Source organism: Rathayibacter rhapontici, from assembly GCF_001995175.1.
In the GTDB taxonomy this organism is placed as follows: domain Bacteria; phylum Actinomycetota; class Actinomycetes; order Actinomycetales; family Microbacteriaceae; genus Rathayibacter.
The window spans coordinates 25,147-51,695 of the sequence record NZ_MUKN01000029.1 but is presented as its reverse complement, the minus strand read 5'-3'; the positions used below and the strand labels follow the sequence as shown (position 1 = coordinate 51,695).

The following is a 26,549-nucleotide window of genomic DNA, read 5'->3' as shown; positions in this document are numbered from 1 at the left end:
GTCAGACGGGGCGGATCAGCTCCGGCCCGTTGTTCGACACGGTGCCGACCGCGGGGCCGACCTCCGCGACCTCGAGCTCCTCCGCCAGCTCCGCCGCGCCGTCGGCGGCCGCGCGCAGGAGCGAGCCGTCGGGCTCGGCCAGCGGGTCGAGCCAGTCCTCGATGAGCTCCGGCTGCAGCAGCACGGGCATCCGCTCGTGCACGTCGACCAGCGGGCCCGCCGAGGGCCGGGTGAGGATCGTGGCCGACAGCAGCCAGGGGGAGCCGGGAGCCGCGGCCCGCCACCACTCGTACACGCCCGCGAAGAGCACCACCGAGTCGCCGCCGGGCGAGACGAAGACCGGGGTCTTCGCCCCATCGGCACCCGCGCGCCACTCGTACCAGCCGGAGGCGGGCACGATCGCCCGCCGTGCCGCGTAGGACTCGCGGAACGCCGGCTTCTCGGCGACGGACTCGATCCGCGCGTTGAACAGCGGTGCTCCGGCCGACGGATCGGCGGCGGACCGCGGCACCAGGCCCCAGCGGGCTCCGGCCAGGCGCCGCCGGGGCGGGCTGCCCTCCTCGACGCCCTTCATCGACTCGGCGACCACGGGGATCCGCTGCGTCGGCGCGATGTTCCACGACGGGCCGGGCAGGTCCTCGCCCACGTCGTCGATGTCGAAGAGCGCGACGAGGTCGGCCGTGGTCTGCGAGAGGACGAAGCGTCCGCACATGGGTCCTCCTGATGAGGGCGGTGCCTCCGCACACGGCGTCGCCCATCGGGGGGCGCTGAACACGAGGGACATTCGGCGAAGTGACGCGGACGGCGTGTCCGCGTGCGTACGATTGTAGGAACCGTCAGCGAAGGAGCCCGCCGTGCCTCTAGGAAATCTCGTGGATCGACCCTTCGGCGAATCCCCCCAGGTCCGCAACGAGCCCGTCCAGGTCCGCAGCGCCGCGCGCCTCGCCTCGCTCCTCGACGCCGCCGCCGCCGTGGTCGACGAGGTCGGCTTCGACCGGCTGACGACCGCCATGGTCGCCGAGCGCGCCGGCGCCGCGATCGGCACCGTCTACCGCTACTTCCCCGACCGCATCGCGGTGCTGCAGGCCCTGCGCGAGCGGGCGCTCGAGCGCTTCCGCAAGAAGGTCATCACCGAGATCCGCGACACCCGCCCCGACAACTGGTGGGGCGCCGTGGACTGCGCGGTCGACGCCTTCTGCGACATGCACCGCACCGAGGCAGGCTTCCGCTCGATCCGCTTCGTCGACACCATCCACGCTCCCGAGGTCGCGGGCGAGGCGTTCGAAGCCGGGTTCTTCGCCCGCCGCTTCGCCGAGATCCTCGCCTCCGAGTACGGCCTGCCGGGCGGAGCCCAGCTCTCGTTCCGACTCGAGGTCACCGTCGAGGTGGCCGACGCCCTGCTCACGCGGGCGTTCCTCATCGACCCGAACGGCGACCAGCGCTTCATCGACGAGAGCCGCGCACTGCTGCGCAACTACCTGTCGATGCACTACGGGCCCGTCGAGGGCTGACGGGGCCTAGTCCCTCCGGGGCCGGTCCGCAACACTCCGCCATCCGGTTGGCGGGTGCCTCCGAATGATGTTTGGCTGACTGCCGGGTCCCACGGGGCCGAGTACGGGACGAGCCCGGTACGGCGGAGCGAGGGCAGGCACAGGCGTGATCGAATTCCGCGGAGTGAGCAAGCAGTACCCGGACGGCACCCGGGCGGTCGACGACTTCTCGCTCGTGCTGCCGTCGCGCCGCACCACCGTCTTCGCCGGCTCCTCAGGCTGCGGCAAGACCACGATCCTCCGAATGATCAACCGCATGATCGAGCCCACCGGCGGCACGATCGAGATCGACGGCGAGGACATCTCGACCCTGCCGGCCGTGGCGCTGCGTCGGCGCATCGGCTACGTGATGCAGAACTCGGGCCTCCTGCCGCACAGGAGGGTCGTGGACAACATCGCGACCGTGCCCCGGCTGAACGGGGTCGCGAAGCGCACGGCCCACGAGCGCGCCCTCGAGCTGATGGACACGGTGGGACTGGACCGCTCGCTCGCCGCCCGCTACCCGAGCCAGCTCTCGGGCGGCCAGCAGCAGCGCGTCGGAGTCGCCCGCGGCCTCGCCGTCGACCCCAACATCCTGCTGATGGACGAGCCCTTCGGCGCCGTCGACCCGCTCGTGCGCGCCGACCTGCAGCGCGAGACCCTCCGACTGCAGCGCGAGCTCGACAAGACCGTCGTCTTCGTCACCCACGACATCGACGAGGCGTTCCTGCTCGGCGATCAGGTCGTGATCCTCGAGAAGGGCGGCCGGATCGCGCAGAAGGGCTCGCCCGCCGAGATCCTCGCCGCCCCCGCGAGCGACTTCGTCGCCGGGTTCATCGGCGCCGACCGCGGCAAGCGCTCCCTGCACATCGAGGAGCGCGACGGCGCGCGCCTGGTCGTCGACGGCGACGGCCGGGCGACCGGGGTGCTCCGCGCCGCGGACGGCGGCACGGCGTGAACTGGGTCGTCAACAACGTCGACTCCATCGTCGCGAACCTGATCGCGCACCTGGTCCTCTCGGTGCCGCCGATCCTGCTGTCGTTCGTGATCTCGGTGCCGTTCGGCTGGTTCGCCAACCGGTTCCGCTGGAGTCGCGGCACCCTGCTCACCGCGCTCGGGGTGCTCTACGCGATCCCGTCGCTGGCGATGTTCATCCTGCTGCCGGCCGTGCTGGGCATCCCGCTGCGCTCGACGGCGAACGTCATCATCGGCCTGACCCTCTACGGGATCGCCCTCATGGTCCGCACGACGGCGGACGCGCTGTCGGCCGTGTCGGACGACGTGATCCAGTCGGCGACGGCGATGGGCTACTCCGCGTGGGCGCGGTTCTGGAAGGTCGAGTTCCCGCTCGCCGGTCCCGTGCTGCTCTCGGGGCTGCGCGTGGTCACCGTCAGCACGGTCAGTCTCGTGACGGTCGGCGCCGTGCTCGGCATCCAGAGCCTCGGGCTCCTCTTCACCGACGGCTTCCAGCGCGGCATCACGGGGGAGATCGTCTCCGGCATCGTCCTCACCATCGCGCTGGCGCTCGCGCTCGACGCGGTCCTGGTCCTCCTGGGCCGGCTGCTGATGCCGTGGACCGCCGCCGATCGCGCCCGCTCGGCGCGCAGAGCGCCGGCCGACCGGACGGCGGTGACGGCGTGAACCTCATCCTCGAGGCGTTCGCCTGGATCGGCGACCCGGAGCACTGGACCGGGATCTACGGGATCCCGACCCGCGTGATCCAGCACCTGGGCATCAGCCTGCTCGTGCTCGTGATCGCGGCGGTGATCGCGATCCCCCTCGGCTACCTGATCGGCCACACCGGCAAGGGCAAGGGCATCGCCGTCCCCGTCGCTGGCGGCCTGCGCGCCCTGCCGACGCTCGGCGTCCTCGTGCTCGCGGCGATGAGCCTGGGTCTCGGGCTCGGCGCGCCGCTGATCGCGCTGGTGATCCTGGCGATCCCGTCGATCCTCGCGGGCGCCTACTCCGGCCTCGAAGCGGTCGACCGGCGCACCGTCGACGCCGCCCGCTCGGTCGGCATGACGGAGTGGCAGATCCTGACCAAGGTCGAGATCCCGCTCGGACTGCCGCTGCTGATGGGGGGCCTGCGCTCCGCGACGCTCCAGATCATCGCCACCGCCACGCTCGCCGACTTCATCGGCGCCGGCGGCCTCGGCCGCTACATCTTCCAGGGAGTGAAGGCGGGGGACTACCCGCAGATGCTCGCCGGGTCGATCATCGTCATCGTGCTCACTCTGATCAGCGAGGTCGTCTACGCCGTCCTCCAGCGCGTGGCCGTCCCGCGCGGAGTGGTCCTGGGTCTCGCCGGCAGCGCCGCCGGCCGTTCGAGCATCCGCGCCTCGTCGCCCCGACGACGCGCGGTGGTGGGGATCCCCACCGAAGAGAGGAAATAGCAATGTTCACAGCACACTTCACGAAGGGCCGTGTCGCGCTCGGCGCACTCGCGGTCGGTGCCGTCGTGGCACTGGCAGGGTGTTCCTCGAGCGATCCGCTGGACGAGGGATCGGGTGCCGCCGAGGGCGGCGACACGATCGTCATCGGCTCGCAGGACTACTACTCGAACGAGATCGTCGCCGAGATCTACGCGCAGGCGCTGGAGGACGGCGGTTTCACCGTGCAGCGCGACTTCCGCATCGGACAGCGCGAGATCTACCTCCCCGAGATCGAGAGCGGCTCGATCGACGTCTTCCCCGAGTACGGCGGCAGCCTGCTCCAGGCGCTCGAGCCCGACACCACCGCGACCATGGCGGACGACGTGTACTCGGCGCTGACCGAGGCGCTGCCCGACGGCCTGCGCGCCCTGGACGCGGCGGACGCCAGCGACCAGAACTCGTACACGGTCACCCAGGCCTTCGCCGACCAGTGGGGCCTCTCCGACATCGCCTCGCTCTCCACCGTGACCGACCCGATCGTGCTGGGCGGAAACTCCGAGCTGCAGACGCGCCCCTACGGGCCCGACGCGCTGCTCGAGAAGTACGGCGTCGCGACCACGTTCCAGGCGATCGAGGACAGCGGCGGATCGACCACGGTCGACGCGCTGACGAGCAACCAGATCCAGCTCGCGAACATCTACACCGCCGACCCGAACATCGAGTCGAACGATCTGCTGCCCCTCGAGGACCCCGACGGCCTGTTCGTGGCCGACAACGTGGTGCCGATCGTCTCCGACAAGGTCGAGGACGACGCGGCCGAGGTGCTGAACGAGGTCAGCGCGAAGCTGACCGCCGAGGACCTGGTCTCGCTCAACTCCGAGAGCGTGAACGAGCAGAAGTCGGCCGCGTCCATCGCGACCGAGTGGCTCACCTCGGCCGGCCTGCTGGGCTGACCCGGGGCCGATGCCCTGAACGGCTCCGGCCGATCGCACCGCGCAGAGGCGCGTCACTCGTCGAGGTGGCGCGCCTCTGCCCGTGAGAGCAGCTTCTTGCCGCCGACGACGAGCAGGACGAAGAGCACGATCACGCCGACGAAGAGGTATCCGGCCCAGTGCAGCGTGTCCGCGAGCTCGCGGTACCCGCCTGCGACGCGGTGCCGACTCCGACGTACGCGAAGGACCAGATGACGCACGCGGGCGCCGTCCACGCCATGAAGGTGCGGTAGGTCATGCCGCTCATCCCGACGGTGAGCGGGATGAGCGAGTGCAGCACGGGCAGGAAGCGCGAGAGGAACACGGCGATCCCGCCGCGCCGGGCGAGGTAGCGCTCGGCGCGCAGCCAGTTCTTCTCGCCCAGGCGCCGCCCGAGGCGCGAGGCGCGGATCCGCGGTCCGAAGAACCGGCCGAGCGCGAAGCCGACCGACTCGCCCCCGAGCGCTCCGACGATCACCGCGACGGCGAGCGCCAGGAACTGCAGGGGAGTGGTGACGCCGGTCGCACTGACGATCACCACCGTGTCCCCGGGAACGATCAGCCCCGCGAGGATCGTCGTCTCGAGGAAGATCGCGAGTCCGGCCAGGAGCGTGCGCCACACGGGCGGCACCGCGACGACGAAGTCGAGGATCGCGCTCAGGGCGTCGTTCATCGGGGCCCGGGCCTCAGCGCACGCGCTTGAGCAGCGCCCAGAACGTCTCGACGATCGAGCCCATGTCGACCGAGTCGTCGAGGAGCCACTGGACCTGCAGCCCGTCGGACAGGGCGATGATCATGCGCGCGGCGGTCTCGGGGTCGACGTCCTCGGCGATGAGGCCCTCGAGCTGGTCCTCGCGCACCCGTGAGGCGAGCGTCTCGGTGACCGTGCGGTAGCGCTCGAGGAAGTAGGGGTGCGCGGGGTGGGACTCGTCCGTCCCCTCGGCCGAGAGCGTGGCGTAGAGGTGGACGAGACCGGGCACGTCGCTGTTGTGCCGGATGAGCCGCACCAGCTGCTCGATCGCGGCGTCGCCGGTGCGCCCCAGATCGTAGGCGGCGCTGTCGAGCTCGTCGCGCTTGCGGAGGACCTCGGCGAAGAGCTCCTCCTTCGAGTCGAAGTAGTGCAGGAGGCCCGCCTGCGTCAGACCCACCGCCTCCGAGATCTCGCGCAGCGAGGCCTTGCGGTACCCCTGGCGCGAGAACACCTCGAGTGCGGTCTGCAGGATCTCCTCGCGCTTGGCGACACCCTTGGCGTAGCTCCCCTTGCTCGGCATGGATAAAGCGTACGGGTCGTCGCAGGGCGTGCGGTGCGAGGACGCCGGTGCGGGTGCCGGGGGCGGCGAACGGATGTTCACTGCTCCCGTTTCGTCCGTGCAACCTGGGAATCCACCGTGCGCCGATCGTCGACTTCCTCAGGTTCGACGATCCGGCGGAGTCGCTCGCCGTCGAGAGGAGTGCGGCGGCGGCCCTGTCGGCGCGGAGGGCTGCTCGCCCGTCGCCCGGCGGAGGTGTTCCTCGACGTCGAGACACTCCCTCTCGACGTCGACAGACCTGCTGCACGAGCGGCTCGTGAAGGGGTCGAGGACCACCCGCGGATGGGTGTCGTCAGCGGGCGCTGGAGGGCCGCACATCCGCTCCAGTACTGGGATCGGAGGGCATCGGGCTCCCCTCGCCGACCTAGGCTCGGGGCTGTGAACGAACTCCTGGATCCGCTCCTGCTGTCGAGGTGGCAGTTCGGCCTGACGACGATCTACCACTTCCTCTTCGTGCCCCTGACGATCGGCATGGCGCTCACCGTCGCGATCTTCCAGACCGCCTGGGTGCGGACCTCCAAGATCCACTACCTGCAGCTCACCAAGTTCTTCGGGAAGCTCTTCCTGATCAACTTCGCCATGGGCGTCGTGACCGGCATCGTCCAGGAGTTCCAGTTCGGCATGAACTGGAGCGACTACTCGCGCTTCGTCGGCGACGTGTTCGGCGCTCCGCTCGCGTTCGAGGGACTGCTCGCGTTCTTCCTGGAGGCGACGTTCATCGGCCTCTGGATCTTCGGCTGGGACAAGCTGCCCGAGAAGCTCCACCTCGCGACCATCTGGCTCACCTCGCTCGGCACGACGCTCTCGGCCTACTTCATCATCGCCGCGAACGCCTTCATGCAGAATCCGGTCGGCTTCGAGATCAACGAGGCGAAGGGCCGGGCCGAGCTCACGGACATCTGGGCGCTGCTCACGAACAAGGTCGCGCTCGCGGCGTTCCCGCACACGGTCTTCGCCTGCTTCATGGTCTCGGCCGCGGTGATCATCAGCGTCGCCGCCTACCACCTCTCGCGCAACCAGCACCTCGAGACCATGCGCCCGGCCCTGAGGTTCGGCGCCTGGATGATGCTCGTCAGCGGTGCGCTGACCCTGGTGACCGGCGACCAGCTCGGCCTCGCCATGGTCGACACGCAGCCGATGAAGATGGCCGCCGCCGAGGCGCTCTACCGCACCTCGACCGGCGTGGACGCCTCGTTCTCGGTCTTCACCTGGGGCACGCCCGACGGCTCGAGCGAGCTGTTCTCGATCCGCATCCCGTATCTGCTCTCGTTCCTCTCGACCCACACCTTCACCGGCACCGTCGAGGGCATCAACGACCTGCAGGCTCAGTACGAGCAGGTCTACGGCCCCGGCGACTACACGCCGATCATCTGGGTCACCTACTGGTCGTTCCGCTGGATGATGGCGCTCGGCGTCTTCGCGATCGGCGTCGCCGCCGCCGGCCTCTGGTTCACCCGCAAGGGCCGCGAGCCGAAGCAGTGGATGTGGAGGATCGCGATCTGGGCCGCTCCGCTGCCCCTGTTCGCGATGATCGTGGGCTGGGTCTTCACCGAGATGGGCCGCCAGCCGTGGCTGGTCTTCGGCCTGCTGAAGACCGCCGACGGCGTTTCTCCCGGCGTCAGCGGCGTCGAGGTGCTGATCTCGCTCCTCTCCTTCACCGCCATCTACGGCACGCTCGCGGTCGTGGAGTTCCGGCTCATCACGCGGGCGGCGCAGGCCGGCCCGGACGACGCTCCCGAGGTCGACGAGGAGAGCGGTCGCCCGCAGCTCGTCGGCACCGTCTACTAGGAGGCACCCGTGGATCTCCCCACTCTCTGGTTCTGGATCGTCGCCGCGTTCTTCATCGGCTACTTCGTCCTCGACGGCTTCGACTTCGGCGTCGGCATGTCGCTCCCGTTCCTCGGGCGCGACGACACCGACCGCCGCGTCCTGATCAACACGATCGGGCCCGTGTGGGACCTCAACGAGACCTGGGTCATCGTCGCGGGCGCCGCCATGTTCGCGGCGTTCCCGGAGTGGTACGCGACGCTGTTCAGCGGGTTCTACCTGCCGCTGCTGCTGATCCTGCTCGCGCTGATCGCGCGCGGAGTCTCGTTCGAGTACCGCCACCAGCGCCCGGAGGCGCAGTGGAAGTCGCGGTTCGACCGGATGATCGTGGTCGGCTCGGCGCTGCCCGCGTTCCTCTGGGGCGTCGCCTTCGCGAACATCGTGCAGGGCGTGCCGCTGGATGCCGACCACAACTACACCGGCACCGTCTTCGACCTGCTGAACCCGTACGCGCTGCTGGGCGGATCGACGACCCTCCTGCTGTTCTTCACCCACGGAGTGGTCTTCGTCTCGCTCAAGACGGACGGCGCGATCCGCGAGCGGGCACGACGGCTGGCGACGAAGGCGGGGCTGCTGACCATCGTGGTCGCGGCGGTGTTCCTCGCCTGGACGAACCTGCAGTCGGGGAACGGCCCCTCGTGGCTGCTCTCGCTCGCCGCCGCCGGCGCGCTGATCCTGGCCTGGCTCGCGAACATCCGGGGGCGGGAGGGACGCGCCTTCGCGCTGCTCGCCGGCACCATCGCCCTCGCGGTGCTCGCGCTCTTCACCACGCTGTTCCCGGCGGTCATGCCCGCGTCGAACGACGTCGCGAACAGCCTCACCATCGAGAACGCCTCGAGCACCCCGTATACGCTGACGGTCATGAGTTGGACCGCCCTGGTGTTCGTGCCGCTCATCGTCGGCTACCAGGCCTGGACCTACTGGATCTTCCGCAAGCGCATCACCCGGACGCAGATCCCGGTGGACGCGCACTGACGTGACCGCCCCTCGTCCGTGAAGCCCCTCGATCCGCGGCTGCTCCGCTACGCCCGCGCCGCGCGCCTGTTCCTCGTGCTCGGTGGTGCCCTCGCGCTCGCCCGCACGCTCGGCGCGATCGCGTTCGCGTGGCTGGTCGCGCAGCTCGTGTCGGGAGCGGTCGACGGGCGTTCGGCCCGGGAGCTCACTCCGCTGCTCGGCGCGCTGCTCGCCGTGGTCGCCGCGCGGGCGGCCCTGGCATGGGCGACCGAGGTGAACGCGGTGCGCGGCGGAGTGGGGGCGAAGGCGCAGCTGCGCGCGGCGGTGCTCGGGGCCCTCGTGGCGCTCGGTCCGTCGGGGCGGCCGGCCGGCGGCTCCGGGGGCGTCGTCGCGCTGCTCGGAGGCGGGCTCGACGCGCTGGACGGCTACTTCGCCCGCTACCTGCCGCAGCTGATCGCCACGGCGGTCACGACTCCGATCCTGGTCGGGGTGGTACTGCTCGCGGATCCGCTCAGCGCGCTGTTCCTGATCGTCACGCTGCCGCTCATCCCGGTCTTCATGATCCTGATCGGCTGGGCGACGCAGGCGGTGCAGAAGCGCCAGTGGGACCGGCTCCAGGCGCTCGCGTCGGGCTTCGTCGACACGGTCGGCGGGCTGGCCACGCTCAAGATCTTCGGCCGGGCCGAGCGCCAGGCGGCGCGCATCCGCTCTCTGACCGAGGACTACCGCGTGCACACCATGAAGGTGCTGCGGGTCACCTTCGTGAGCGGATTCGTGCTCGAGCTGGCCGGGTCGCTGTCGGTCGCCCTCGTCGCCGTCTCGATCGGCCTTCGGCTGGTCGACGGATCGCTGGGACTGGCGGTCGGCCTCTTCGTGCTGGTGCTGGCCCCGGACGTGTTCCTGCCGGTCCGGCAGGTCGGCGCCGAGTTCCACGCGGCGGCGGACGGCGTGCAGGCGGCCGACGAGGCGTTCGCGGTGATCGAGCGGGCGGCACTCCTGCCGGCGGCGCCCGAGGGCGGGGCGGCGCGCGGTGATCTGGAGTTGCGCGGCGTCTCGGTCGACGACGGCTCGGGCCGCGTGCTCGCCCCGGTGGACGCGACGTTCACCGTCGGCACGATCACCGCTCTGACCGGCGCCAGCGGATCGGGCAAGTCCACCCTCCTCGCCGTCCTCGCGGGGTTCGTCCCCGCCGAGGGGACGGTGCTGCTCGGCGGGGAGCTTGTCGCGCCCGCCGCCCTGCGCGACCGGGTCGCCTGGGCGGGGCAGCGCGCCGACCTGCTGCCGGGCACGGTCGCTTCGAACACGACTCTCGGCGCCCGATCGATCGATCCCGCCCGCCTCGACCGCGCGCTCCGGCTGGCGGCCGTGGACGTCGACCCGTCGCGCCGCGTCGACGCAGAGGGCACCGGGCTCTCGGGTGGGCAGAGCGCGCGCGTGGCCGTGGCCCGCGCGATCCACCGGCTGCTGGAGCGCGACGGCGCGCTGCTCCTGCTCGACGAGCCGACGGCGGCGCTCGACGACGCCTCGGAGCGGAGGCTGCTCGCGGGGCTCCGCATGCTGGCCGACGAGGGCGCGACCGTGATCGTCGCCACGCACCGCCCCGCCACGATCGCCGCGGCCGACGCCGTGCTCGCGCTCTCGAGCGCCGAGGCGGTGCTCCGGTGAAGCGCGCCGACGTCCTCCGCGCGGCGATGCCGCCGGCGCGCCGCTTCCTGCCCGGGCTCTCCTTCGGCTTGCTCTCCTCGGCCTCGGTCGTCGCCCTGCTCGCCTGCTCGGCCTGGCTGATCGTCCGCGCGGCGGAGCAGCCGCCGATCCTCTTCCTCTCGATGGCGGTCGTCGGGGTACGCGCCTTCGCGCTCGCGCGCGCGTTCTTCCGCTACCTCGAGCGCCTCAGCGGCCACGATGCGGCGTTCCGCGCACTCGCGGAGCTGCGGGCGGGCGTCTACGAGCGGCTCGTGCCGGTCGCGCCCGACGGTCTCGGCCGCGTGCGCCGCGGCGATCTCGTCTCGCGTGTCGTCTCGGACGTCGACGCGCAGCAGGACGTGCCGCTGCGCATCGTGCAGCCTCTCGTCGTGGCGCTCGTCGTATCGACGCTCGCGGTGGTGGGCGTCTGGCTCCTGCTCCCGGCCGCCGGCGCCGTGCTCCTCGGTCTCCTGCTGCTGGCGTTCGGAGCGGGAGCCGTCGGCTCGGGTCTCGTGTCGGCGCGCGCCGACCGCGAGCGCGCGCCGCTGCGCGGAGAGCTGGCCGAGCGCCTCAACCTCCTCGTCACCCGTCTCGACGTGCTGATCGCCTTCGACGCGGCCGATCAGGCGGTGGCCGATGTGGCGGAGGCGGAGGAGGCGCTCACCCGAGCCGCCCGCCGTCGGGCCGCGTCGGCGGGCCTCGCCGCCGCGGTGCTCGCACTCTGCTCCGGCGGTGCGGTGTGGGCGTCGCTGGCCCTCGGCATCCCCTCGGTGGACGCCCTCGGCGGGCCGGCGCTGGGCGTCCTCGCCCTGGTGCCGCTGGCCGTCTTCGAGGTGGCGGCCGCCGCCCCGCTCGCGGTGCAGTCGGCGCGCACCGCGCTCTCGAGCGCCCAGCGTCTCGCGGACCTCGACCGCGAGGCCGCGTCGCCCGCCCTCGCGACCGACGACGACGTCGATCCGCTCGCTCCCGACCCTTCCGGGTCGGACCTGGTGCTCAGCGGTCTCTCGGTGTCCTGGCCCGGCTGCCCGGCCCCGGCGCTCGCGCACGTGTCGCTCGAGTTGCGAGCGGGCGAGCGGATCCTCGTGACCGGGGCCAGCGGTTCAGGCAAGACCACGCTCGCCCACGCCCTCGTGCGCTTCCTCGACTACTCCGGCTCGTACCTCGTCGGCGGAGTCGAGGCGAGGACGCTCCCGCAGGCCCGCGTCCGCCGACTGGTCGGCCTCGTCGAGCAGCAGCCCTACCTGTTCGACGACACGATCCGGCAGAACCTCCTGTTCGCGCGGCCCACCGCCGACGACGAGGAGCTCTCGTCCGTTCTGGACCGCGTCGGACTCGGCGCCTGGACCGCGTCCCGCGGGGGGCTCGACGCTCGCGTGGGGGAGCGCGGCTCCCTCGTGTCGGGCGGGCAGGCGCAGCGCCTCGCTCTCGCGCGGGCTCTGCTGGCCGACTTCGCCGTGCTGGTGCTCGACGAGCCCACCGCGTCGGTCGACGCTCCCGTCGCGGACGCGCTGCTCGCCGATCTGCTCGCGGCGGCCCAGGGCCGCACGGTCGTCCTGATCGCGCACCGCGTGGATCCGTCGCTGGTGTTCGACCGGCGCGTCGCCGTGTCCGACGGGACCGTCGTCAGCTCCTGACGCGCGCCGCGGCCCGGGCGAGCATGCCGCCCTCGTCCGCCCACCGGTCGAGCACCGCGTCCATCCGCCGTCGCGCACGGTCGTCGAGGGCGGCGCGCAGCGGGCGCACGACGTCGGTCGCCAGCGGATCGACGAGGTCGGGCACGCGTCCGTCGCGGACGAAGCCCTCGAGCCGGGTGAGGTCCGACGCCCGCAGGAGCGCGACCCGCGTCTGGAGCAGGACGACTGCCGCGAGGCGGTGCTCGAAGACGGGCGGGTCCCAGAGCTCCGAGGAGAGCGCGGTGACGTCGTCATGCGTCAGGCCGCGGAACTTGTTCAGCGCGTCGCGGACGCTGCCGCGGACGGCGCCCACGGACGCTCCGGTCGCGTCGAGGCCGTGACCGAGTCGCTCGCGCACGTCCTGCGCCCGCCAGACGTCGCCCTCGTAGGCGAGCACCTGGCGGAGGAAGTCACCGGGCTCGCTCATCCGTCCATTCTGCGTCGATCCGGGCGGCCTCGGGGACACCCGCGGAGACGGGCCTCAGGGCAGCGGACGCCGGAGCGCGTCGAGTCGCCGGCGCCAGGCGTCGAGAGGCCCGGCTCCGCGGCGAGCGCCGGTCCGCCGACCCAGGAGGTCGCCAGGCGCGCGCCGTGCAGTGCGTTGACGACCCAGACCTCGCGGCCGTCGAGCGACTCCGGCTCGGTCGGCGCCTCGAGCACGTCGACGCCGAGGGCGCCCGCGAGCACCGAGACGGTGCGGGCGGTGACGCTGCGCACCCGGGGGCTCGTGGGCGGAGGGACGACGAGGGTGTCGCCGAGCCACCACAGCACCGCGCTGGTCGCGCCGTCGAGGATCGCGCCGTCGGCGTCGAGGATCACGGCCTCGTCGGCTCCGTTCGCGATCGCGCGCTGCCGGAGCAGCGCGAGCCGGGCGATGTCGGGTCCCTTCCACTCCGGCACGCGCCGCGGATCCACGGGACTCGTCCAGAGCACGACCGAGCGGGTGCGCGGCGGAGCCGGTCGCAGGCGAAGGTGCAGTCCGGCGGAGTCGAGCTCGACGCGGGGGAACTGATCGCCGGTGCGGGGGAGCGCGGCGACGGAAGCGTCGAAGAACGCGCCGGCGTCGTCCGGTCCGCCTGCCGCGAGGACGGCCTCGAGGAAGCGCTCGCGGTGCAGCTCGAGACCGCGCACCCGGCCGTCGGCGACGAGCCACGAGTCGGCCGCCAGCAGCGCCGCCGTGCCGGGCTCGCGCGGGGAGGCGAGCTCCCGCCCGTCCCAGTCCCGCACCTGCTCGCCGTCCACGACGGCCTACGCTAGCCCAGTGGTCGGCGCCCTGCTCTCCGATGGCCTGCACGAGGTCGTCCTGCCGTGGGTCGACCCCGAGCGGGCGTTCCTCGCCCTCTACCGCGACGCGGACGCGGCCTTCTGGCTCGACTCGGGCCCCGACGCGGTCGCCGGTCGCTCCTACCTCGGGTCCTGCCGCCCCTCGGACGCGATCGTCGTCGAGGCCGGCCACGACGTGTCGGCGGCACTCCTCCGAGTGGAGGCGGAGTCGACCGGTCGCGACCGCGCGCTCGGGCGCTACGGCCACCTCTCCTACGAGGCGGGCGCGCCCTTCGTGTCCCTGCCCGCCGTCGGAGCGGCCGAGGCCGATCCGCCCGCGCTGGTCCTGCTCCGCGGCGACCCCGTTCTGGAATTCGACCACGCCGCCCGCACGCTGCGCGTCGTGGCGACGGTCGAGCGACGAGCGGAGGCGGACCGCCTGGTCGCGGCGCTGGCGGCGCTCGCCGACGAGCCCCTGCGCGATCCCGCTCCCGCCGAGCGCGTGTCCTCGGTGCGGCGCCGGCACGACCGGGCCGCCTACTCCGCTCTCATCGCCCGCTGCCAGGCCGCGATCCGCGCGGGCGACGCGTACCAGTCTGCCTCACCAACGAGGTCGTCGTGGAGGGCCGGTTCGATCCGGTCGAGTGCTACCGGCGTCTGCGCCGCTCGAGCCCGAGTCATCACGGCGGGCTGATCCGCTTCGGGGGCCGGGCGCTCGTGAGCGCGTCGCCCGAGCGCTTCCTGACGCGCGAGGCGGGCGGCCGGGCGGCGACGCATCCGATCAAGGGCACCCGGCCCCGTGGCCGCGACGCCGCCCAGGACGAGGCCCTGCGCGCCGAGCTGCTGGCGAGCGTCAAGGAGCGCGCTGAGAACGTCATGATCGTCGATCTCGTCCGCAACGATCTCGCCCGGATCGCCCGGCCCGGCTCCGTCCGCGTCGACCGGCTGCTGGAGGTCGAGACCTACCCGCACGTGCACCAGCTCGTCAGCGAGGTGTCGGCGCTGCCCGCGGAGGGGATCGGCGTCGCCGCCCTGATCGCCGCGACGTTCCCGGCCGGCTCGATGACGGGCGCCCCGAAGCGGCGGGCCGTGGAGCTCCTCCGGGAGTGGGAGGGGGGACCGCGCGGCGTCTACTCCGGAGCCTTCGGCCGCCTCGGCTCGGACGGCTCGATCGACCTCGCCATGACCATCCGGAGCCTCGTGATCGAGCCCGAGCGCGCGCGCCTCGGCACCGGCGGCGGCATCACCGCCCTCTCCGTGCCCGAGGAGGAGGTCGAGGAGACGCTGCTCAAGGCGCGGGCCCTGCTCGCCGTGCTCGGAGTGCCCCGCGAGGTCGCGGAGGATTCGTCGCCCGGCCGCTGAGGGCCAGTAGGGTTGTTCGTCGGACGCCGCCCCCGACGGGCGCTGCGCGTCCGATCCCACCCTGATGAAGTAGGACACACCTGTGGCAGACGAGACCTCCCAGCAGACCGGCGCGAACGACGAGGACCGCTACGACTTCCGCGCGCTGCAAGAGAAATGGCTCCCGATCTGGGAGGAGACCCGTCCGTTCTCGACGGACCTCCCCGACGACAAGCGCCCCCGCAAGTACGTGCTCGACATGTTCCCGTACCCCTCCGGCGACCTGCACATGGGCCACGCCGAGGCGTACGCGCTCGGCGACGTCATCGCGCGCTACTGGCGCCAGCAGGGCTTCAACGTGCTCCACCCGATCGGCTGGGACAGCTTCGGCCTGCCCGCCGAGAACGCGGCGATCAAGCGCGGACTGAACCCCCGCACCTGGACCTACGACAACATCGAGCAGCAGAAGCGCTCGATGAAGCGCTACGCCGCCTCCTTCGACTGGGACCGCGTCATCCACACGTCCGACCCGGACTACTACAAGTGGAACCAGTGGCTGTTCCTGAAGATGTACGAGAAGGGCCTGGCCTACCGCAAGGACAGCTGGGTCAACTGGGACCCGGTGGACCAGACCGTCCTCGCGAACGAGCAGGTCCTCGCCGACGGCACGTCCGAGCGCTCGGGCGCCGTCGTGGTGAAGAAGAAGCTCACCCAGTGGTACTTCAAGATCACCGACTACGCCGACCGCCTGCTCGACGACCTCAACCAGCTCGAGGGCTCGTGGCCGTCGAAGGTCATCGCGATGCAGCGCAACTGGATCGGCCGCTCCATCGGCGCCGACGTCGAGTTCGAGATCGAGGGCCGTGACGAGCGCGTCACCGTGTTCACGACGCGCCCCGACACCCTCTACGGCGCGACGTTCATGGTCGTCGCCCCCGACTCCGATCTCGCCACCGAGCTGGTCGAGGGATCCGAGCCGGAGCTGCGCGACGCGTTCCGCTCGTACTTCGAGAAGGTGCAGAAGTCGAGCGAGATCGAGCGCCTCACCGCCGACCGCCCCAAGACCGGCGTGTTCCTCGGCCGCTACGCGATCAACCCGGTGAACGGCGAGCGCCTGCCGATCTGGGCCGCCGACTACGTGCTGTCCGACTACGGCCACGGCGCGGTCATGGCCGTGCCCGCGCACGACCAGCGCGACCTCGACTTCGCCCGCGCCTTCGACCTGCCGGTCCGCGTCGTCGTCGACACCTCCGCTCCCGTCACCGGCGCGATCCCCGTGATCCCCGAGGACCCGGAGGAGCTCGCCGCTCTCGAGGCGCGCTACTCGGCCGACCCCGCGATCACCGGCGAGGCCCTGACCGGCGACGGCCGCCTGATGAACTCGGGTCCGCTCGACGGACTCTCCAAGCGCACCGCCATCGAGCGCGTGATCAAGCTGCTCGAGGAGCGCGGCCGCGGCCGCTCGGCGAAGAACTACCGCCTCCGCGACTGGCTGATCTCGCGCCAGCGCTACTGGGGCACGCCCATCCCGATCATCCACGGCGAGAACGGCGAGCTGATCCCCGTGCCCGAGGACCAGCTGCCGGTGGTGCTGCCGCCGACCGAGGGACTCGACCTGCAGCCCAAGGGCTCGTCCCCGCTGGGCGCGGCGGAGGGCTGGGTGAACGTGCCGAACCCGGTCGACGGCAGCCCCGCGCGCCGCGACCCGGACACGATGGACACGTTCGTCGACTCCTCCTGGTACTTCCTCCGCTTCCTGTCGCCGAACGACGACACGCAGGCCTTCGATCCGAAGCTCGCCGAGAAGTGGGCACCCGTCGACCAGTACGTCGGAGGCGTGACGCACGCGATCCTGCACCTGCTGTACGCGCGGTTCATCACCAAGGTGCTCTTCGACCTCGGCTACGTGTCCTTCACCGAGCCGTTCACGGCGCTGCTCAACCAGGGCATGGTGCAGATGGACGGCGCCGCGATGTCGAAGTCCAAGGGCAACATCGTGCGCCTGTCGGAGCAGCTCGACGAGTACGGCGTGGACGCCGTGCGCTTGACCATGGCGTTCGCCGGCCCGCCCGAGGACGACATCGACTGGGCCGACGTCTCGCCGTCGGGCAGCGCGAAGTTCCTCGCACGTGCCTGGCGCCTCGCGAAGGACGTCACCTCGAAGCCCGACATCGAGTGGAAGAACGGCGACGCAGCGCTCCGCCGCCAGACCCACCGCTTCCTCTCCGAGTCGCCCTCGCTCATCGAGGCGTTCAAGTTCAACGTCGTCGTGGCGCGCTTGATGGAGCTCGTCAACGCGACCCGCAAGACGATCGACTCGGGTGCCGGCGGCGGCGACGCAGCGGTGCGCGAGGCCGCCGAGGTCATCGCGATGGCGCTCAACCTCTTCGCGCCCTACACGGCCGAGGACATGTGGAGCCGCCTGGGCTACCAGGGCCCCGTCGCGCACGTCGTCTGGCGCAAGGCCGACCCGACGCTGCTCGTCGAGGAGAAGGTCACCGCGATCCTCCAGGTCGACGGCAAGGTCCGCGACCGCCTCGAGGTGTCGCCCAAGATCTCGTCCGACGAGCTCGAGGAGAAGGCGCGGGCCACGGCCGGCGTCGCCCGGGCTCTGCAGAGCCGCGAGGTCGTCAAGGCGATCGTGCGGGCGCCGCGCCTGGTGAACCTGGTGACGAAGGCCGTCTAGCCCGTCCTCTCGAAGGGGCTCCTCCACAGCGGAGGAGCCCCTTCGTCGTCCACGGATCCCGGCGGTCGAGCGGTCGGGCCGGTCTGCGCCCTCCTACCGTTCTCGGATGCAGACGAGCGACGGGACCGACGACCTCGCCCTCCTGCTGCGCCCGCGGCGTCCCCGGGCGCGCTGGCGGATGGGGATGGGCGCCGCCGTCGTGCTCGTCCTCGCGGCGGCCGTGATCGCCGTGCTCCTGGCCGGGGCGCAGGCGAGCGGGCGCACCCGGCTGCTTCCGGTGGCGTCTCCCGGGACCGCGCCGCCCTCCGCGGCCGCCACCGCCGGCCCGCCGACTCTCTACGTGCACGTCGCGGGCGAGGTCGTCGCGCCCGGGCTCTACCTGATGAAGGAGGGAGCACGCGTCGCGGACGCGCTCGCGGCGGCCGGAGGGCTGACCGAGGCGGCGGAGAGCGACGCGGTGAACCTCGCGCGGCGGATCGTCGACGGGGAGCAGCTGATCGTCCCCGCGGTCGGTGCGGCCCCTGCGCCGGGAGCGCTCCCCGGTGCCGTGCCCGACTCCGGTCCGATCAGCCTCAGCACGGCGACGGCCGCTCAGCTCGAGGAGCTGCCCGAGGTGGGGCCGGCGACGGCGGCGAAGATCATCTCCTACCGTGAGGCGAACGGTCCCTTCGCCTCCGTCGACCAGCTGCTCGAGGTCCCGGGGATCGGCGAGAAGACGCTCGAGGGCTTCCGCGACCGGGTGGCGCCGTGAGGGCGGCGGATCTGCGGCTGCTCCCGGTGGCGGTCCTCACCTGGTCGGCGGCCGCGCTCTGCGGGCTGCTGCCGGTCCAGATCGTGCTGGAGGGCGGTCCGGGGATGCTCCTGGCGGCCTGGACGAGCGTCGCCCTCCTCCTCGTGCTCCTCGTCCTCCTCCCCGCTCGGCGGACGTTCCTCGCCGTCCTCGCGGTCTCGACGGCGGGAGCGGCTCTCGCGATGACCGCGGTCGTCCTCTCGGCGCCGGGGGCGCATCCGGAGCCGCTCGTCGAGGCCGCCGAGCGGCGCACCCGGATCGCACTCGAGGTCCGGGTCGAGACCGCGGCGCGCCCGCTCGCGACGGGCGGCGTCTGGTTCGACGCCGTCGCGCTCTCGATCGACGCCGAGGAGATCGCCGCGCCGGTGCGGGTCTTCCTCGCGGATCCCGGAGGGCGCGTCCCCGTCGGCTCCGAGCTCTTGCTGGAGGCGCGGGCCGACGGCGGGCCCCGGGACCCGGTAGGGGAGCGCACGCTCGTCACGGCGTCCGCGATCCTCGAGCGGCATGCTCCGACGGGGGTCGCCGCTGTCGCGGAGGTGCTGCGCTCGAGCTTCCTCGAGCGCACGGCCGTCCTCGGCGGGGACGTGGCGGGCCTGCTGCCCGGCCTGGCGACCGGCGACACGACCGCGCTCACCGCCGACCTCGAGGAGGACATGAGGACGGCCTCGCTCACCCACTTGACCGCGGTCTCCGGAGCGAACTGCGCGGTCGTGGTCGTCGCCGGATGGCTGCTGGCGTCGCTCCTCGGCGTGAACCGGCTCGTCCGGACCCTCGCCGCCCTCCTCGCCCTCGGCGCCTTCGTCGTCCTCGTCACTCCCGAGCCGAGCGTCGTCCGGGCGGCGACGATGGCGACCGTCGTGCTGCTGGCCCGTCTGGTGAGACGCTCGGGAGCCGCGGTGCCGGCGCTGCTCGCGAGCGTCGTCCTGCTCGTGGTCGCCGATCCGGCCATCGCCGGGAAGCTCGGCTTCGTGCTCTCCGTGCTGGCCACGGCCGGCCTGCTCCTGCTCGCGGAGCCGATCGCCCGCCGACTCGGCGAGGTGCTGCCCCGACCCCTCGCGCTCGTGCTCGCCGTGCCGACGGCCGCCCAGCTCGCCTGCCAGCCCGTCGTGCTCCTCGTGGACCCCTCCGTCCCCGTCTACGGCGTCCTGGCGAACCTGCTCGCCGAGCCGGCGGCTCCTCTGGCGACGGGGCTCGGACTGATCGGGTGCCTGCTCGCGCCCTGGTGGCCGTGGGGAGCCGATGCGGCCATCCGCTTCGCCGCGGTGCCGACCTGGTGGATCGCGTCGATCGCGCGCGCGGTGTCGAGCTGGCCGATGCCCCGTCTCGCCTGGTGGCCCGGGCTGGTCGGGGTGCTCGCGCTCACCGTGCTGACCGTCCTCGCGCTGCTGCTGCTGACGCGCTCGCGTCGCCTCGCCGTGCTGCGCCGCGCGATCGCCGCCGTGCTCGCCGCGCTGCTCGCGGGGACGGCGGCGGCCGGAGTCGCCACGCCGCTGCTGCGCTCCGGGTCCGTCCCCGAGGACTGGCGGGTCGCGATGTGCGACGTCGGCCAGGGCGACGCGATCCTCCTCCGCGGCGACGGGGGAGTGCTGCTGGTCGACACGGGGCCGCTCCCGGAGCGCCTCGACGCGTGCCTCGCCCTGCTCGGCGTCGATCGGATCGCCCTGCTCGTGCTGACGCACTACGACCTCGACCACGTCGGCGGGCTCGAGGCCGCGGCGTACCGGGTCGACTCCGCGCTCGTCGGTCCCTCCGCCGAGGAGGGCGACGAGCGCGATCGGAGCGTCCTCCGCGACGCGGGTGCGGAGGTGCGCGAAACGGAGCGGGGCGAGGAGGGCGCCCTGGGGTCGCTCCGCTGGCGGGTCCTCTGGCCCGAGCGGGGCAGCTCGCTCCGGGGGAATGCGGCCAGCGTGACCCTGCGCGTCGACATCGGCCCCGACTCCGTCGGCGGGCCCCTCTCGATCGCGCTGCTGGGCGACCTGGGTGCGGAGGAGCAGGGGCGCCTCGCGCGGCTGCCGATCGGACCCGTCGACGTGGTCAAGGTCGCGCACCACGGGTCGGCGGATCAGGCGCCCGCCCTCTACGACGCCCTCGACGCCGGTGCCGGCCTGGTCTCGGTCGGCGCCGACAACGACTACGGGCATCCGGCGCCCTCGCTGCTGTCCCTCCTGGCCGAGCGCGGGGTCGAGGCGCTGAGGTCGGATGTCGAGGGTACGGTCGTCCTGGCCTCGCGCAGCGACGGGATCTCGGCGTGGGCGAGCGGTCCGACGGCCGTCCCGTCCGCCTCGGGCGGGCACGGGCAGACCGTAGGGTGGAGGGCGCTCGATCGGGTGGGCGACGGAAGGACGACGGCATGGCAGGCAGAGCCCCCGCGCGCGCGAAGGCGGCGCCCTCGAAGGCGGCGATCCCGCAGCTCGCCTGGAACGAGACCAGGCCCGCGCCCGTCGTCCTGATCACCGGCCCCGAGCAGTTCCTCGCCGATCGCGCGCTGCGCTTCCTCCGCGACTTCCTCCGCGCCGAGGATCCGAGCCTCGAGGTCAGCGACATCGACGCCGCCGGCTACGCGCCCGGTGAGCTGCTGACGCTCGCAAGCCCCTCGCTGTTCGACGAGCCTCGGCTGCTGCGCGTCTCGAACGTCGAGAAGTGCTCTGACGCCTTCCTGATCGAGGCCGTGGAGTACCTGTCGTCGCCCGCCGACGGAGCGACCGTGGTGCTGCGGCACGGCGGCGGCAACCGCGGCAAGAAGCTCCTCGACGCGATCCGCTCGGGAGCGGGCGGCGGCATCGAGATCGTCTGCGCCGAGCTCAAGCGCGAGAGCGACAAAGTCGACTTCGCCGTCGCCGAGTTCCGCACCGCCGGCCGCACCGCGACGACCGGCGCCGTCCGCGCCCTGGTGTCGGCGTTCTCGGACGACCTCGACGAGCTCGCCTCCGCGTGCCAGCAGCTGATCTCGGACGCCTCGGGCGAGATCACCGAGGCGACCGTCGCCAAGTACTACGGCGGCCGTGTCGAGACGACCGCGTTCACCGTCGCCGACGCGGCGATCGCGGGGCGGCACGGAGAGGCGCTGCTGGGCCTGCGCCACGCGCTGGCGTCCGGAGCGGATCCCGTGCCGATCGTCGCCGCCTTCGCGAGCAAGCTCCGCACCATGGCGAAGGTGGCCGGCTCCCGCGAGGGCTCCGGTCAGATCGCCTCGCGCCTCGGCCTCGCTCCCTGGCAGGTCGACCGCGCCCGTCGCGACCTGCAGGGCTGGACCGGCGACGGCCTCGGCACCGCCATCGAGACCGTCGCCGACGCCGACGCGAACGTCAAGGGCGGCGGCCGCGACCCCGTCTACGCTCTCGAGCGCATGGTCTCCGTCATCTCCGCCCGCGGCCTGCACCCCTGACGCGGGTCTCGGGGTCTCGGGGTCTCGGTACGCCCCTGCGGAGCTACTCGACCACCGGGTCCGGCGGCGGAGGCACGACGAGGCGCTGCTCCGTCCCCCTCTTCTGCTGATCGAGTAGTCCGCGCAGCGGACGTATCGAGATCCCCGTCCTGCAGACTCGTAGGGTCTCGATACCCGCCTTCGGCGCTACTCGACCAGCCGAAGGGCGGCCGCGTCGTCCATCGAGCGCACCCCTCCGGACGTCCGCACCACCCCACGCCCCCGCAGGTACACCCGACCCGCGCAGCGGGAGCCCTCCTCGACCAGCCCGACGTCCCGCAGCGTCACCCTCGATCCGCGTGCCAGCGGATCGAGGTACGCGGAACGCAGGACGCTCCTCCCCCCGCAACCACCCCGGGAAGCCGACCGCGCGACGAGCGACGAGGAACGAGGAGCTCGTCGACCGCGAAGCGGAAACGACGAAGGGCCCGGCCATCGGCCGGACCCTTCGTCGTTGCAGCGAAGCGCAGCGTTACAGCGCCGCGACCTGCTTCGCGATGGCGGACTTGCGGTTCGCGGCCTGGTTCTTGTGGATGACGCCCTTGCTGGCGGCCTTGTCGAGCTTCTTGGCGGCGAACGCGAGGGCGGTCGCGGCCTGAGCGGCGTCGCCGGAGGCGATGGCGGTGTGCACCGAGCGGACGGCGGTCTTGAGCTGGCTCTTGACGGCCTTGTTGCGCTCGTTCGCCTTCTTGTTGGTGAGGTTGCGCTTGATCTGCGACTTGATGTTTGCCACGTGGATTACCTTTTCTCGAATGTGCGTGTGTGCAGCCGGCTACTCGTCGGAGTGCCCCTTCCGGGCGGCGCGGGCCGTCCCGGTGCGACTGGAGGTCGCCGGCTTCTGATCACTCCACACACGTACCCGGTGGTGGAGCGCAAGCCAACAAGGAACTTTAGCGCACCCGTCCTCCCGCTTCAACCGCGCCCCGCCGGGCGGGGGAGCGCTCGGGCGGTACGGTGATCAGCGATGCCCCGTCTCGCCGATCACATCCCCGCGGTGCCGCCGTCCGGCATCCGCCGCCTCTTCGAGATCGCCCTGCGCCTCGAGGGAGTCACGTTCCTCTGCGTCGGCGAGCCCGACGTGCCGACCGCGCCGCACATCATCGAGGCCGCTCGTGCCGCGTGGGCGGCCGACGACACGGATTACGGCCCGAACGGCGGCATCCCCGAGCTGCGGCGCGCGATCGTCGAGAAGCTCGCCCGCGACAACGGCATCCGGGCGGACGTCGAGCAGGTCTGGCTCACCGTCGGCGGCACGCAGGCGCTCTACCAGGCGATGACGCTGACGCTGCGCGCCGGCGACGAGGTCCTCGTCCCGGATCCGGGCTACACCACGTTCACCATGAACGCGCGGATGATCGAGGCCGTCCCGGTGCCGTACACGCTCCGTCCCGAGAACGGCTTCCTCCCCGATCTCGACGAGCTCGAGCGCATCGTCACCGATCGCACGCGCGTGATCATCGTGAACAGCCCGTCGAATCCGCTCGGCGTCGTGCTCCCGCGCCCGCTGCTCGAGCGCCTCCTGGACTTCGCCCGCCGGCACGACCTGTGGATCATCAGCGACGAGGTCTACGAGTACTTCACCTACGGGCGCCCGCACACGAGCCTCGCGAGCATCGCCCAGGAGCTGGGCCACGACGACGACCGCGTCTTCAGCGTCTTCTCGTTCTCGAAGTCGTACGCGATGACCGGCGTGCGCGTCGGCTACCTCGTCACCCCGCCCGGGATGACCTCGACGATGGTCACCGTGCAGGAGGCGGCGATCAGTTGCGTCTCCTCTCCCGACCAGCGCGCGGCCCTCGCCGCCCTGACCGGTCCGCAGGAGGCGGTGGCGGAGGCGTCGGCGCACTACCTCGCGAACCTCCGGCTCGCCACGGCGATCCTCGACGAGCGCGGGATCCGCTTCCGCGAGCCCGAGGGCGCCTTCTACCTGTGGATCGACATGTCGCACGCGACCGGCGGCGACGTCGCGTCGTGGGTCGAGGCGTTCCTCTTCGAGACGCTCGTCGCCGTCGCTCCGGGCAGCGCCTTCGGCCGCACGGGCGAGGGCTGGATCCGGATCTGCCTCGCGGCGGATCCCGCGGACATCGAGCACGGCCTGCGCACGCTGCCGGCTCCGGTCCGCCCGTGAGCGCGGAGGGGATCCTCGTCCGGCGCGTGCGCGAGGACGAGCACGCCGAGGTGTCGCGGCTCCGCCTCGCCGCGTACGCCCACGACTACGAGCTGGGGGAGGAGTACGCGGCCGACGTCGCGGACGTCGCCCGGCACGACCGCGTGGGCGAGGTCTGGGTCGCCGAGGACCGCGACGGCCGCATCCTCGCGACCGTCACCACGGCGGCTCCCGGATCGAACCTCTCCTCGCTGGGACGCCCCGGCGAGCTCGACTGGCGTCTGCTCGCGGTCGCCCCGGAGGCGCGCGGCCGGGGGCTCGGGCGCCTGCTCACCGAGTTCGTGGTGATGCTCGCGAGCGAGCGCGGCCTCGAGCGCGTCGTGATGAACAGCGGGACCGACATGGTCGCCGCGCACGCCCTCTACGAGAGCATGGGCTTCGTGCGCCTGGCCGAGCGCGAGAACCCGCCGGGCGTCGAGCCGACGCGCACCTACGGCCTCGACCTGTAGACCGCCGAGCACCCCGCTCGGCCGGCCCGCGGGAGCCCCGCCCGCCGCCGCACCCCGGCCGTGGGACAATGGCCCCACGATGTCTCCACGTGCACACCTCGGGCTCGAGCCCGCCGCGACCGATCCGGCGTCCATCCGCAACTTCTGCATCATCGCCCACATCGATCACGGCAAGTCCACCCTCGCCGATCGCATGCTCGGCATCACGGGCGTGGTCGAGGACCGCGCGATGCGGGCGCAGTACCTCGATCGGATGGACATCGAGCGCGAGCGCGGCATCACCATCAAGTCGCAGGCCGTGCGCATGCCGTGGGAGCACGAGGGCCGGACCTTCGCCCTCAACATGATCGACACCCCCGGCCACGTCGACTTCTCGTACGAGGTGAGCCGCTCGCTGGCCGCCTGCGAGGGGGCGATCCTCCTGGTCGACGCCGCTCAGGGCATCGAGGCGCAGACCCTCGCGAACCTCTACCTCGCGCTCGAGAACGACCTCACGATCATCCCGGTCCTGAACAAGATCGACCTCCCCGCCGCCGACCCGGACAAGTACGCGAAGGAGCTCGCCAGCCTCATCGGCGGCGACCCCGACGACGTGCTGCGCGTCTCGGGCAAGACCGGCATGGGAGTCGAGGCCCTCCTCGACCGCGTCACCCAGCTCATCCCGCCGCCCGTCGGCGACGCCGACGCCCCCGCGCGCGCCATGATCTTCGACTCGGTCTACGACGCCTACCGCGGAGTCGTCACCTATGTCCGGATGATCGACGGCAAGCTCTCGCCGCGCGAGAAGATCCAGATGATGTCGACCCGGGCGACGCACGAGATCCTCGAGATCGGCGTCTCCAGTCCCGAGCCGGTCGCCACGAAGGGCCTCGCGGTCGGCGAGGTCGGCTACCTGATCACCGGAGTGAAGGACGTCCGCCAGTCGAAGGTCGGCGACACGGTCACGACCGCGGCCAAGCCCGCCACCCAGGCGCTGCCCGGCTACACCGAGCCCCTCCCCATGGTCTTCTCGGGCCTCTACCCGATCGACGGCAGCGACTACCCGGACCTCCGCGAGGCACTCGACAAGCTCAAGCTGTCGGATGCGGCGCTCGTCTACGAGCCCGAGACCTCCGTCGCGCTCGGCTTCGGCTTCCGCTGCGGCTTCCTCGGCCTGCTGCACCTCGAGATCGTGACCGAGCGCCTCGACCGCGAGTTCGGCCTCGACCTCATCACCACCGCGCCCTCCGTCATCTACGAGGTGACCACGGAGGACAAGAAGACCGTCACCGTGACGAACCCGAGCGAGTTCCCCGGCGGCAAGATCGCGTCGGTCACCGAGCCGATCGTCAAGGCCGCGATCCTCGCGCCGAAGGACTACGTGGGCACGATCATGGAGCTGTGCCAGAGCCGGCGCGGCACCCTGATCGGGATGGAGTACCTCGGCGAGGACCGGGTCGAGATCCGGTACCACATGCCGCTCGGCGAGATCGTCTTCGACTTCTTCGACAATCTCAAGTCCAAGACCGCCGGCTACGCCTCGCTCGACTACGAGCCGGCCGGCGACCAGGAGGCCGACCTCGTCAAGGTCGACATCCTGCTCCAGGGCGAGCAGGTCGACGCGTTCAGCGCGATCGTGCACCGCGAGAAGGCCTACGCGTACGGCGTCCTCATGACGGGCCGGCTGCGGAAGCTCATCCCGCGTCAGCAGTTCGAGGTCCCCATCCAGGCCGCGATCGGCGCCCGGATCATCGCGCGCGAGTCGATCAGCGCGATGCGCAAGGACGTCCTGGCCAAGTGCTACGGCGGTGACATCACCCGCAAGCGCAAGCTCCTCGAGAAGCAGAAGGAGGGCAAGAAGCGCATGAAGATGGTGGGCCGCGTCGAGGTGCCTCAGGAGGCGTTCATCGCCGCGCTCTCGGGCGACGTCGAGACCAAGGACAAGAAGTAGCGCTCCCGCTGCGGCCGTGTGACGTCCCCGGACGGGGGACGTTGCGGCGGCACCGGATACCCCGATAGCTTTCAGACGCCAGACGCGGCTGCAGGTCATCTGCACGGGGGGCTCGAGCGTCGACGATCGGCCCTTCACCAATTCAACGGAGGGTGGGGACCGTGCAGCTCACGCGCGCGA

23 protein-coding genes and 1 pseudogene are annotated in these 26,549 nt (G+C 72.0%); 18 read left to right on the top strand and 6 right to left on the bottom strand.

The genetic code is table 11. From position 1 onward, the window contains the following. Position 1: 1 nt before the first annotated feature. Positions 2–712 (bottom strand): SOS response-associated peptidase, encoded by a 711-nt coding sequence (locus tag B0T42_RS10890; RefSeq protein ID WP_077223164.1) that lies wholly within the window; start codon positions 710–712, stop codon positions 2–4. Positions 713–872: 160 nt separating this feature from the next. On the opposite strand from B0T42_RS10890, the gene B0T42_RS10885 reads away from it, so the two are divergent. From B0T42_RS10885 to B0T42_RS10865, 5 genes are all read left to right on the top strand, one after another. Beyond that, the gene (locus tag B0T42_RS10885) at positions 873–1,511 is read left to right on the top strand and encodes a TetR/AcrR family transcriptional regulator (RefSeq protein WP_236720231.1); all 639 of its coding nucleotides are present in this window, start codon (positions 873–875) and stop codon (positions 1,509–1,511) included. Positions 1,512–1,656: 145 nt separating this feature from the next. Beyond that, positions 1,657–2,487, top strand: coding sequence for an ABC transporter ATP-binding protein (locus B0T42_RS10880; protein WP_077223162.1), 831 nt, complete (start codon positions 1,657–1,659; stop codon positions 2,485–2,487). Further along, positions 2,484–3,170 (top strand): ABC transporter permease, encoded by a 687-nt coding sequence (locus tag B0T42_RS10875; RefSeq protein WP_077223161.1) that lies wholly within the window; start codon positions 2,484–2,486, stop codon positions 3,168–3,170. The genes B0T42_RS10880 and B0T42_RS10875 overlap by 4 nt, the downstream gene beginning before the upstream one ends. Beyond that, positions 3,167–3,922: an ABC transporter permease gene (locus tag B0T42_RS10870; RefSeq protein ID WP_077223168.1), complete on the top strand. Its 756-nt coding sequence runs from the start codon at positions 3,167–3,169 to the stop codon at positions 3,920–3,922. Before B0T42_RS10875 ends, B0T42_RS10870 begins: the two co-directional genes overlap by 4 nt. A gap of 2 nt (positions 3,923–3,924) precedes the next feature. Continuing rightward, positions 3,925–4,854, top strand: a complete 930-nt coding sequence (locus tag B0T42_RS10865) for an ABC transporter substrate-binding protein (RefSeq protein WP_077223160.1) — start codon at positions 3,925–3,927, stop codon at positions 4,852–4,854. Between the two features lie 53 nt (positions 4,855–4,907). Here B0T42_RS10865 and B0T42_RS10860 read toward each other — a convergent pair. Continuing rightward, positions 4,908–5,545: pseudogene (locus B0T42_RS10860) on the bottom strand (DedA family protein). Positions 5,546–5,558: 13 nt separating this feature from the next. Then, positions 5,559–6,143: a TetR/AcrR family transcriptional regulator gene (locus tag B0T42_RS10855; protein WP_077223159.1), complete on the bottom strand. Its 585-nt coding sequence runs from the start codon at positions 6,141–6,143 to the stop codon at positions 5,559–5,561. A 417-nt stretch (positions 6,144–6,560) separates the two neighbouring features. Here B0T42_RS10855 and B0T42_RS10850 point away from each other — a divergent pair, with 417 nt between their 5' ends. The 4 genes from B0T42_RS10850 to cydC are packed head-to-tail and all read left to right on the top strand — an operon-like array spanning position 6,561 to position 12,280. Then, positions 6,561–7,970, top strand: a complete 1,410-nt coding sequence (locus B0T42_RS10850; protein WP_077223158.1) for a cytochrome ubiquinol oxidase subunit I — start codon at positions 6,561–6,563, stop codon at positions 7,968–7,970. Between the two features lie 9 nt (positions 7,971–7,979). Further along, complete coding sequence (gene cydB / locus B0T42_RS10845; protein WP_077223157.1) at positions 7,980–8,984, top strand: cytochrome d ubiquinol oxidase subunit II; 1,005 nt, start codon at positions 7,980–7,982, stop codon at positions 8,982–8,984. Between the two features lie 18 nt (positions 8,985–9,002). Next, positions 9,003–10,628, top strand: coding sequence for a thiol reductant ABC exporter subunit CydD (gene cydD / locus B0T42_RS10840; protein WP_077223156.1), 1,626 nt, complete (start codon positions 9,003–9,005; stop codon positions 10,626–10,628). Further along, positions 10,625–12,280 carry a thiol reductant ABC exporter subunit CydC gene (gene cydC / locus B0T42_RS10835; protein ID WP_269087518.1) on the top strand — a complete coding sequence of 552 codons (1,656 nt, stop codon included), beginning with the start codon at positions 10,625–10,627 and terminating at the stop codon, positions 12,278–12,280. Before cydD ends, cydC begins: the two co-directional genes overlap by 4 nt. Here cydC and B0T42_RS10830 read toward each other — a convergent pair. After that, positions 12,270–12,746, bottom strand: a complete 477-nt coding sequence (locus tag B0T42_RS10830; protein ID WP_077223155.1) for a DNA alkylation repair protein — start codon at positions 12,744–12,746, stop codon at positions 12,270–12,272. The genes cydC and B0T42_RS10830 overlap by 11 nt on opposite strands. Beyond that, positions 12,743–13,561: an aminotransferase class IV gene (locus B0T42_RS10825; RefSeq protein ID WP_094742739.1), complete on the bottom strand. Its 819-nt coding sequence runs from the start codon at positions 13,559–13,561 to the stop codon at positions 12,743–12,745. Before B0T42_RS10825 ends, B0T42_RS10830 begins: the two co-directional genes overlap by 4 nt. A 19-nt stretch (positions 13,562–13,580) precedes the next feature. Here B0T42_RS10825 and B0T42_RS21310 point away from each other — a divergent pair, with 19 nt between their 5' ends. The 6 genes from B0T42_RS21310 (at position 13,581) to holA (ending at position 21,784) form a co-directional block, all read left to right on the top strand. Further along, complete coding sequence (locus B0T42_RS21310; protein ID WP_236720230.1) at positions 13,581–14,276, top strand: hypothetical protein; 696 nt, start codon at positions 13,581–13,583, stop codon at positions 14,274–14,276. After that, the gene (locus tag B0T42_RS21305; protein WP_236720229.1) at positions 14,201–14,944 is read left to right on the top strand and encodes an anthranilate synthase component I family protein; all 744 of its coding nucleotides are present in this window, start codon (positions 14,201–14,203) and stop codon (positions 14,942–14,944) included. The genes B0T42_RS21310 and B0T42_RS21305 overlap by 76 nt, the downstream gene beginning before the upstream one ends. Positions 14,945–15,026: 82 nt before the next feature. Then, complete coding sequence (gene leuS / locus B0T42_RS10815) at positions 15,027–17,609, top strand: leucine--tRNA ligase (RefSeq protein WP_077223154.1); 2,583 nt, start codon at positions 15,027–15,029, stop codon at positions 17,607–17,609. Between the two features lie 106 nt (positions 17,610–17,715). Beyond that, positions 17,716–18,360: a ComEA family DNA-binding protein gene (locus B0T42_RS10810; RefSeq protein WP_236720228.1), complete on the top strand. Its 645-nt coding sequence runs from the start codon at positions 17,716–17,718 to the stop codon at positions 18,358–18,360. Continuing rightward, the gene (locus tag B0T42_RS10805) at positions 18,357–20,849 is read left to right on the top strand and encodes a ComEC/Rec2 family competence protein (protein WP_077223153.1); all 2,493 of its coding nucleotides are present in this window, start codon (positions 18,357–18,359) and stop codon (positions 20,847–20,849) included. The genes B0T42_RS10810 and B0T42_RS10805 overlap by 4 nt, the downstream gene beginning before the upstream one ends. After that, positions 20,750–21,784: a DNA polymerase III subunit delta gene (gene holA, locus B0T42_RS10800; RefSeq protein ID WP_077223152.1), complete on the top strand. Its 1,035-nt coding sequence runs from the start codon at positions 20,750–20,752 to the stop codon at positions 21,782–21,784. The genes B0T42_RS10805 and holA overlap by 100 nt, the downstream gene beginning before the upstream one ends. A gap of 511 nt (positions 21,785–22,295) precedes the next feature. Here holA and rpsT read toward each other — a convergent pair. Further along, complete coding sequence (rpsT, locus tag B0T42_RS10795; RefSeq protein ID WP_055792923.1) at positions 22,296–22,556, bottom strand: 30S ribosomal protein S20; 261 nt, start codon at positions 22,554–22,556, stop codon at positions 22,296–22,298. A 231-nt stretch (positions 22,557–22,787) separates the two neighbouring features. Here rpsT and B0T42_RS10790 point away from each other — a divergent pair, with 231 nt between their 5' ends. The 3 genes from B0T42_RS10790 to lepA all read left to right on the top strand — a co-directional run bounded on the left by B0T42_RS10790 (position 22,788) and on the right by lepA (position 26,369). Beyond that, positions 22,788–23,951 carry a pyridoxal phosphate-dependent aminotransferase gene (locus B0T42_RS10790; protein WP_077223151.1) on the top strand — a complete coding sequence of 388 codons (1,164 nt, stop codon included), beginning with the start codon at positions 22,788–22,790 and terminating at the stop codon, positions 23,949–23,951. Beyond that, a complete protein-coding gene (locus tag B0T42_RS10785) occupies positions 23,948–24,439 on the top strand; it encodes a GNAT family N-acetyltransferase (protein WP_077223150.1) in 492 nt (163 codons plus the stop codon). The genes B0T42_RS10790 and B0T42_RS10785 overlap by 4 nt, the downstream gene beginning before the upstream one ends. A gap of 79 nt (positions 24,440–24,518) precedes the next feature. Beyond that, entirely contained in the window at positions 24,519–26,369 is a 1,851-nt protein-coding gene (gene lepA / locus B0T42_RS10780; RefSeq protein ID WP_055792916.1) for a translation elongation factor 4, read from the top strand. Positions 26,370–26,549: the final 180 nt, after the last annotated feature.

Bases quoted from the DNA above. Each gene is read 5' to 3' on its own strand.
- B0T42_RS10810 (WP_236720228.1), top strand. From the start codon at position 17,716: ATGCAGACGAGCGACGGGACCGACGACCTCGCCCTCCTGCTGCGCCCG.
- B0T42_RS10855 (WP_077223159.1), bottom strand. From the start codon at position 6,143: ATGCCGAGCAAGGGGAGCTACGCCAAGGGTGTCGCCAAGCGCGAGGAG.
- B0T42_RS10830 (WP_077223155.1), bottom strand. From the start codon at position 12,746: ATGAGCGAGCCCGGTGACTTCCTCCGCCAGGTGCTCGCCTACGAGGGC.
- holA (WP_077223152.1), top strand. From the start codon at position 20,750: ATGGCAGGCAGAGCCCCCGCGCGCGCGAAGGCGGCGCCCTCGAAGGCG.
- B0T42_RS10790 (WP_077223151.1), top strand. From the start codon at position 22,788: ATGCCCCGTCTCGCCGATCACATCCCCGCGGTGCCGCCGTCCGGCATC.
- B0T42_RS10890 (WP_077223164.1), bottom strand. From the start codon at position 712: ATGTGCGGACGCTTCGTCCTCTCGCAGACCACGGCCGACCTCGTCGCG.
- B0T42_RS10865 (WP_077223160.1), top strand. From the start codon at position 3,925: ATGTTCACAGCACACTTCACGAAGGGCCGTGTCGCGCTCGGCGCACTC.
- lepA (WP_055792916.1), top strand. From the start codon at position 24,519: ATGTCTCCACGTGCACACCTCGGGCTCGAGCCCGCCGCGACCGATCCG.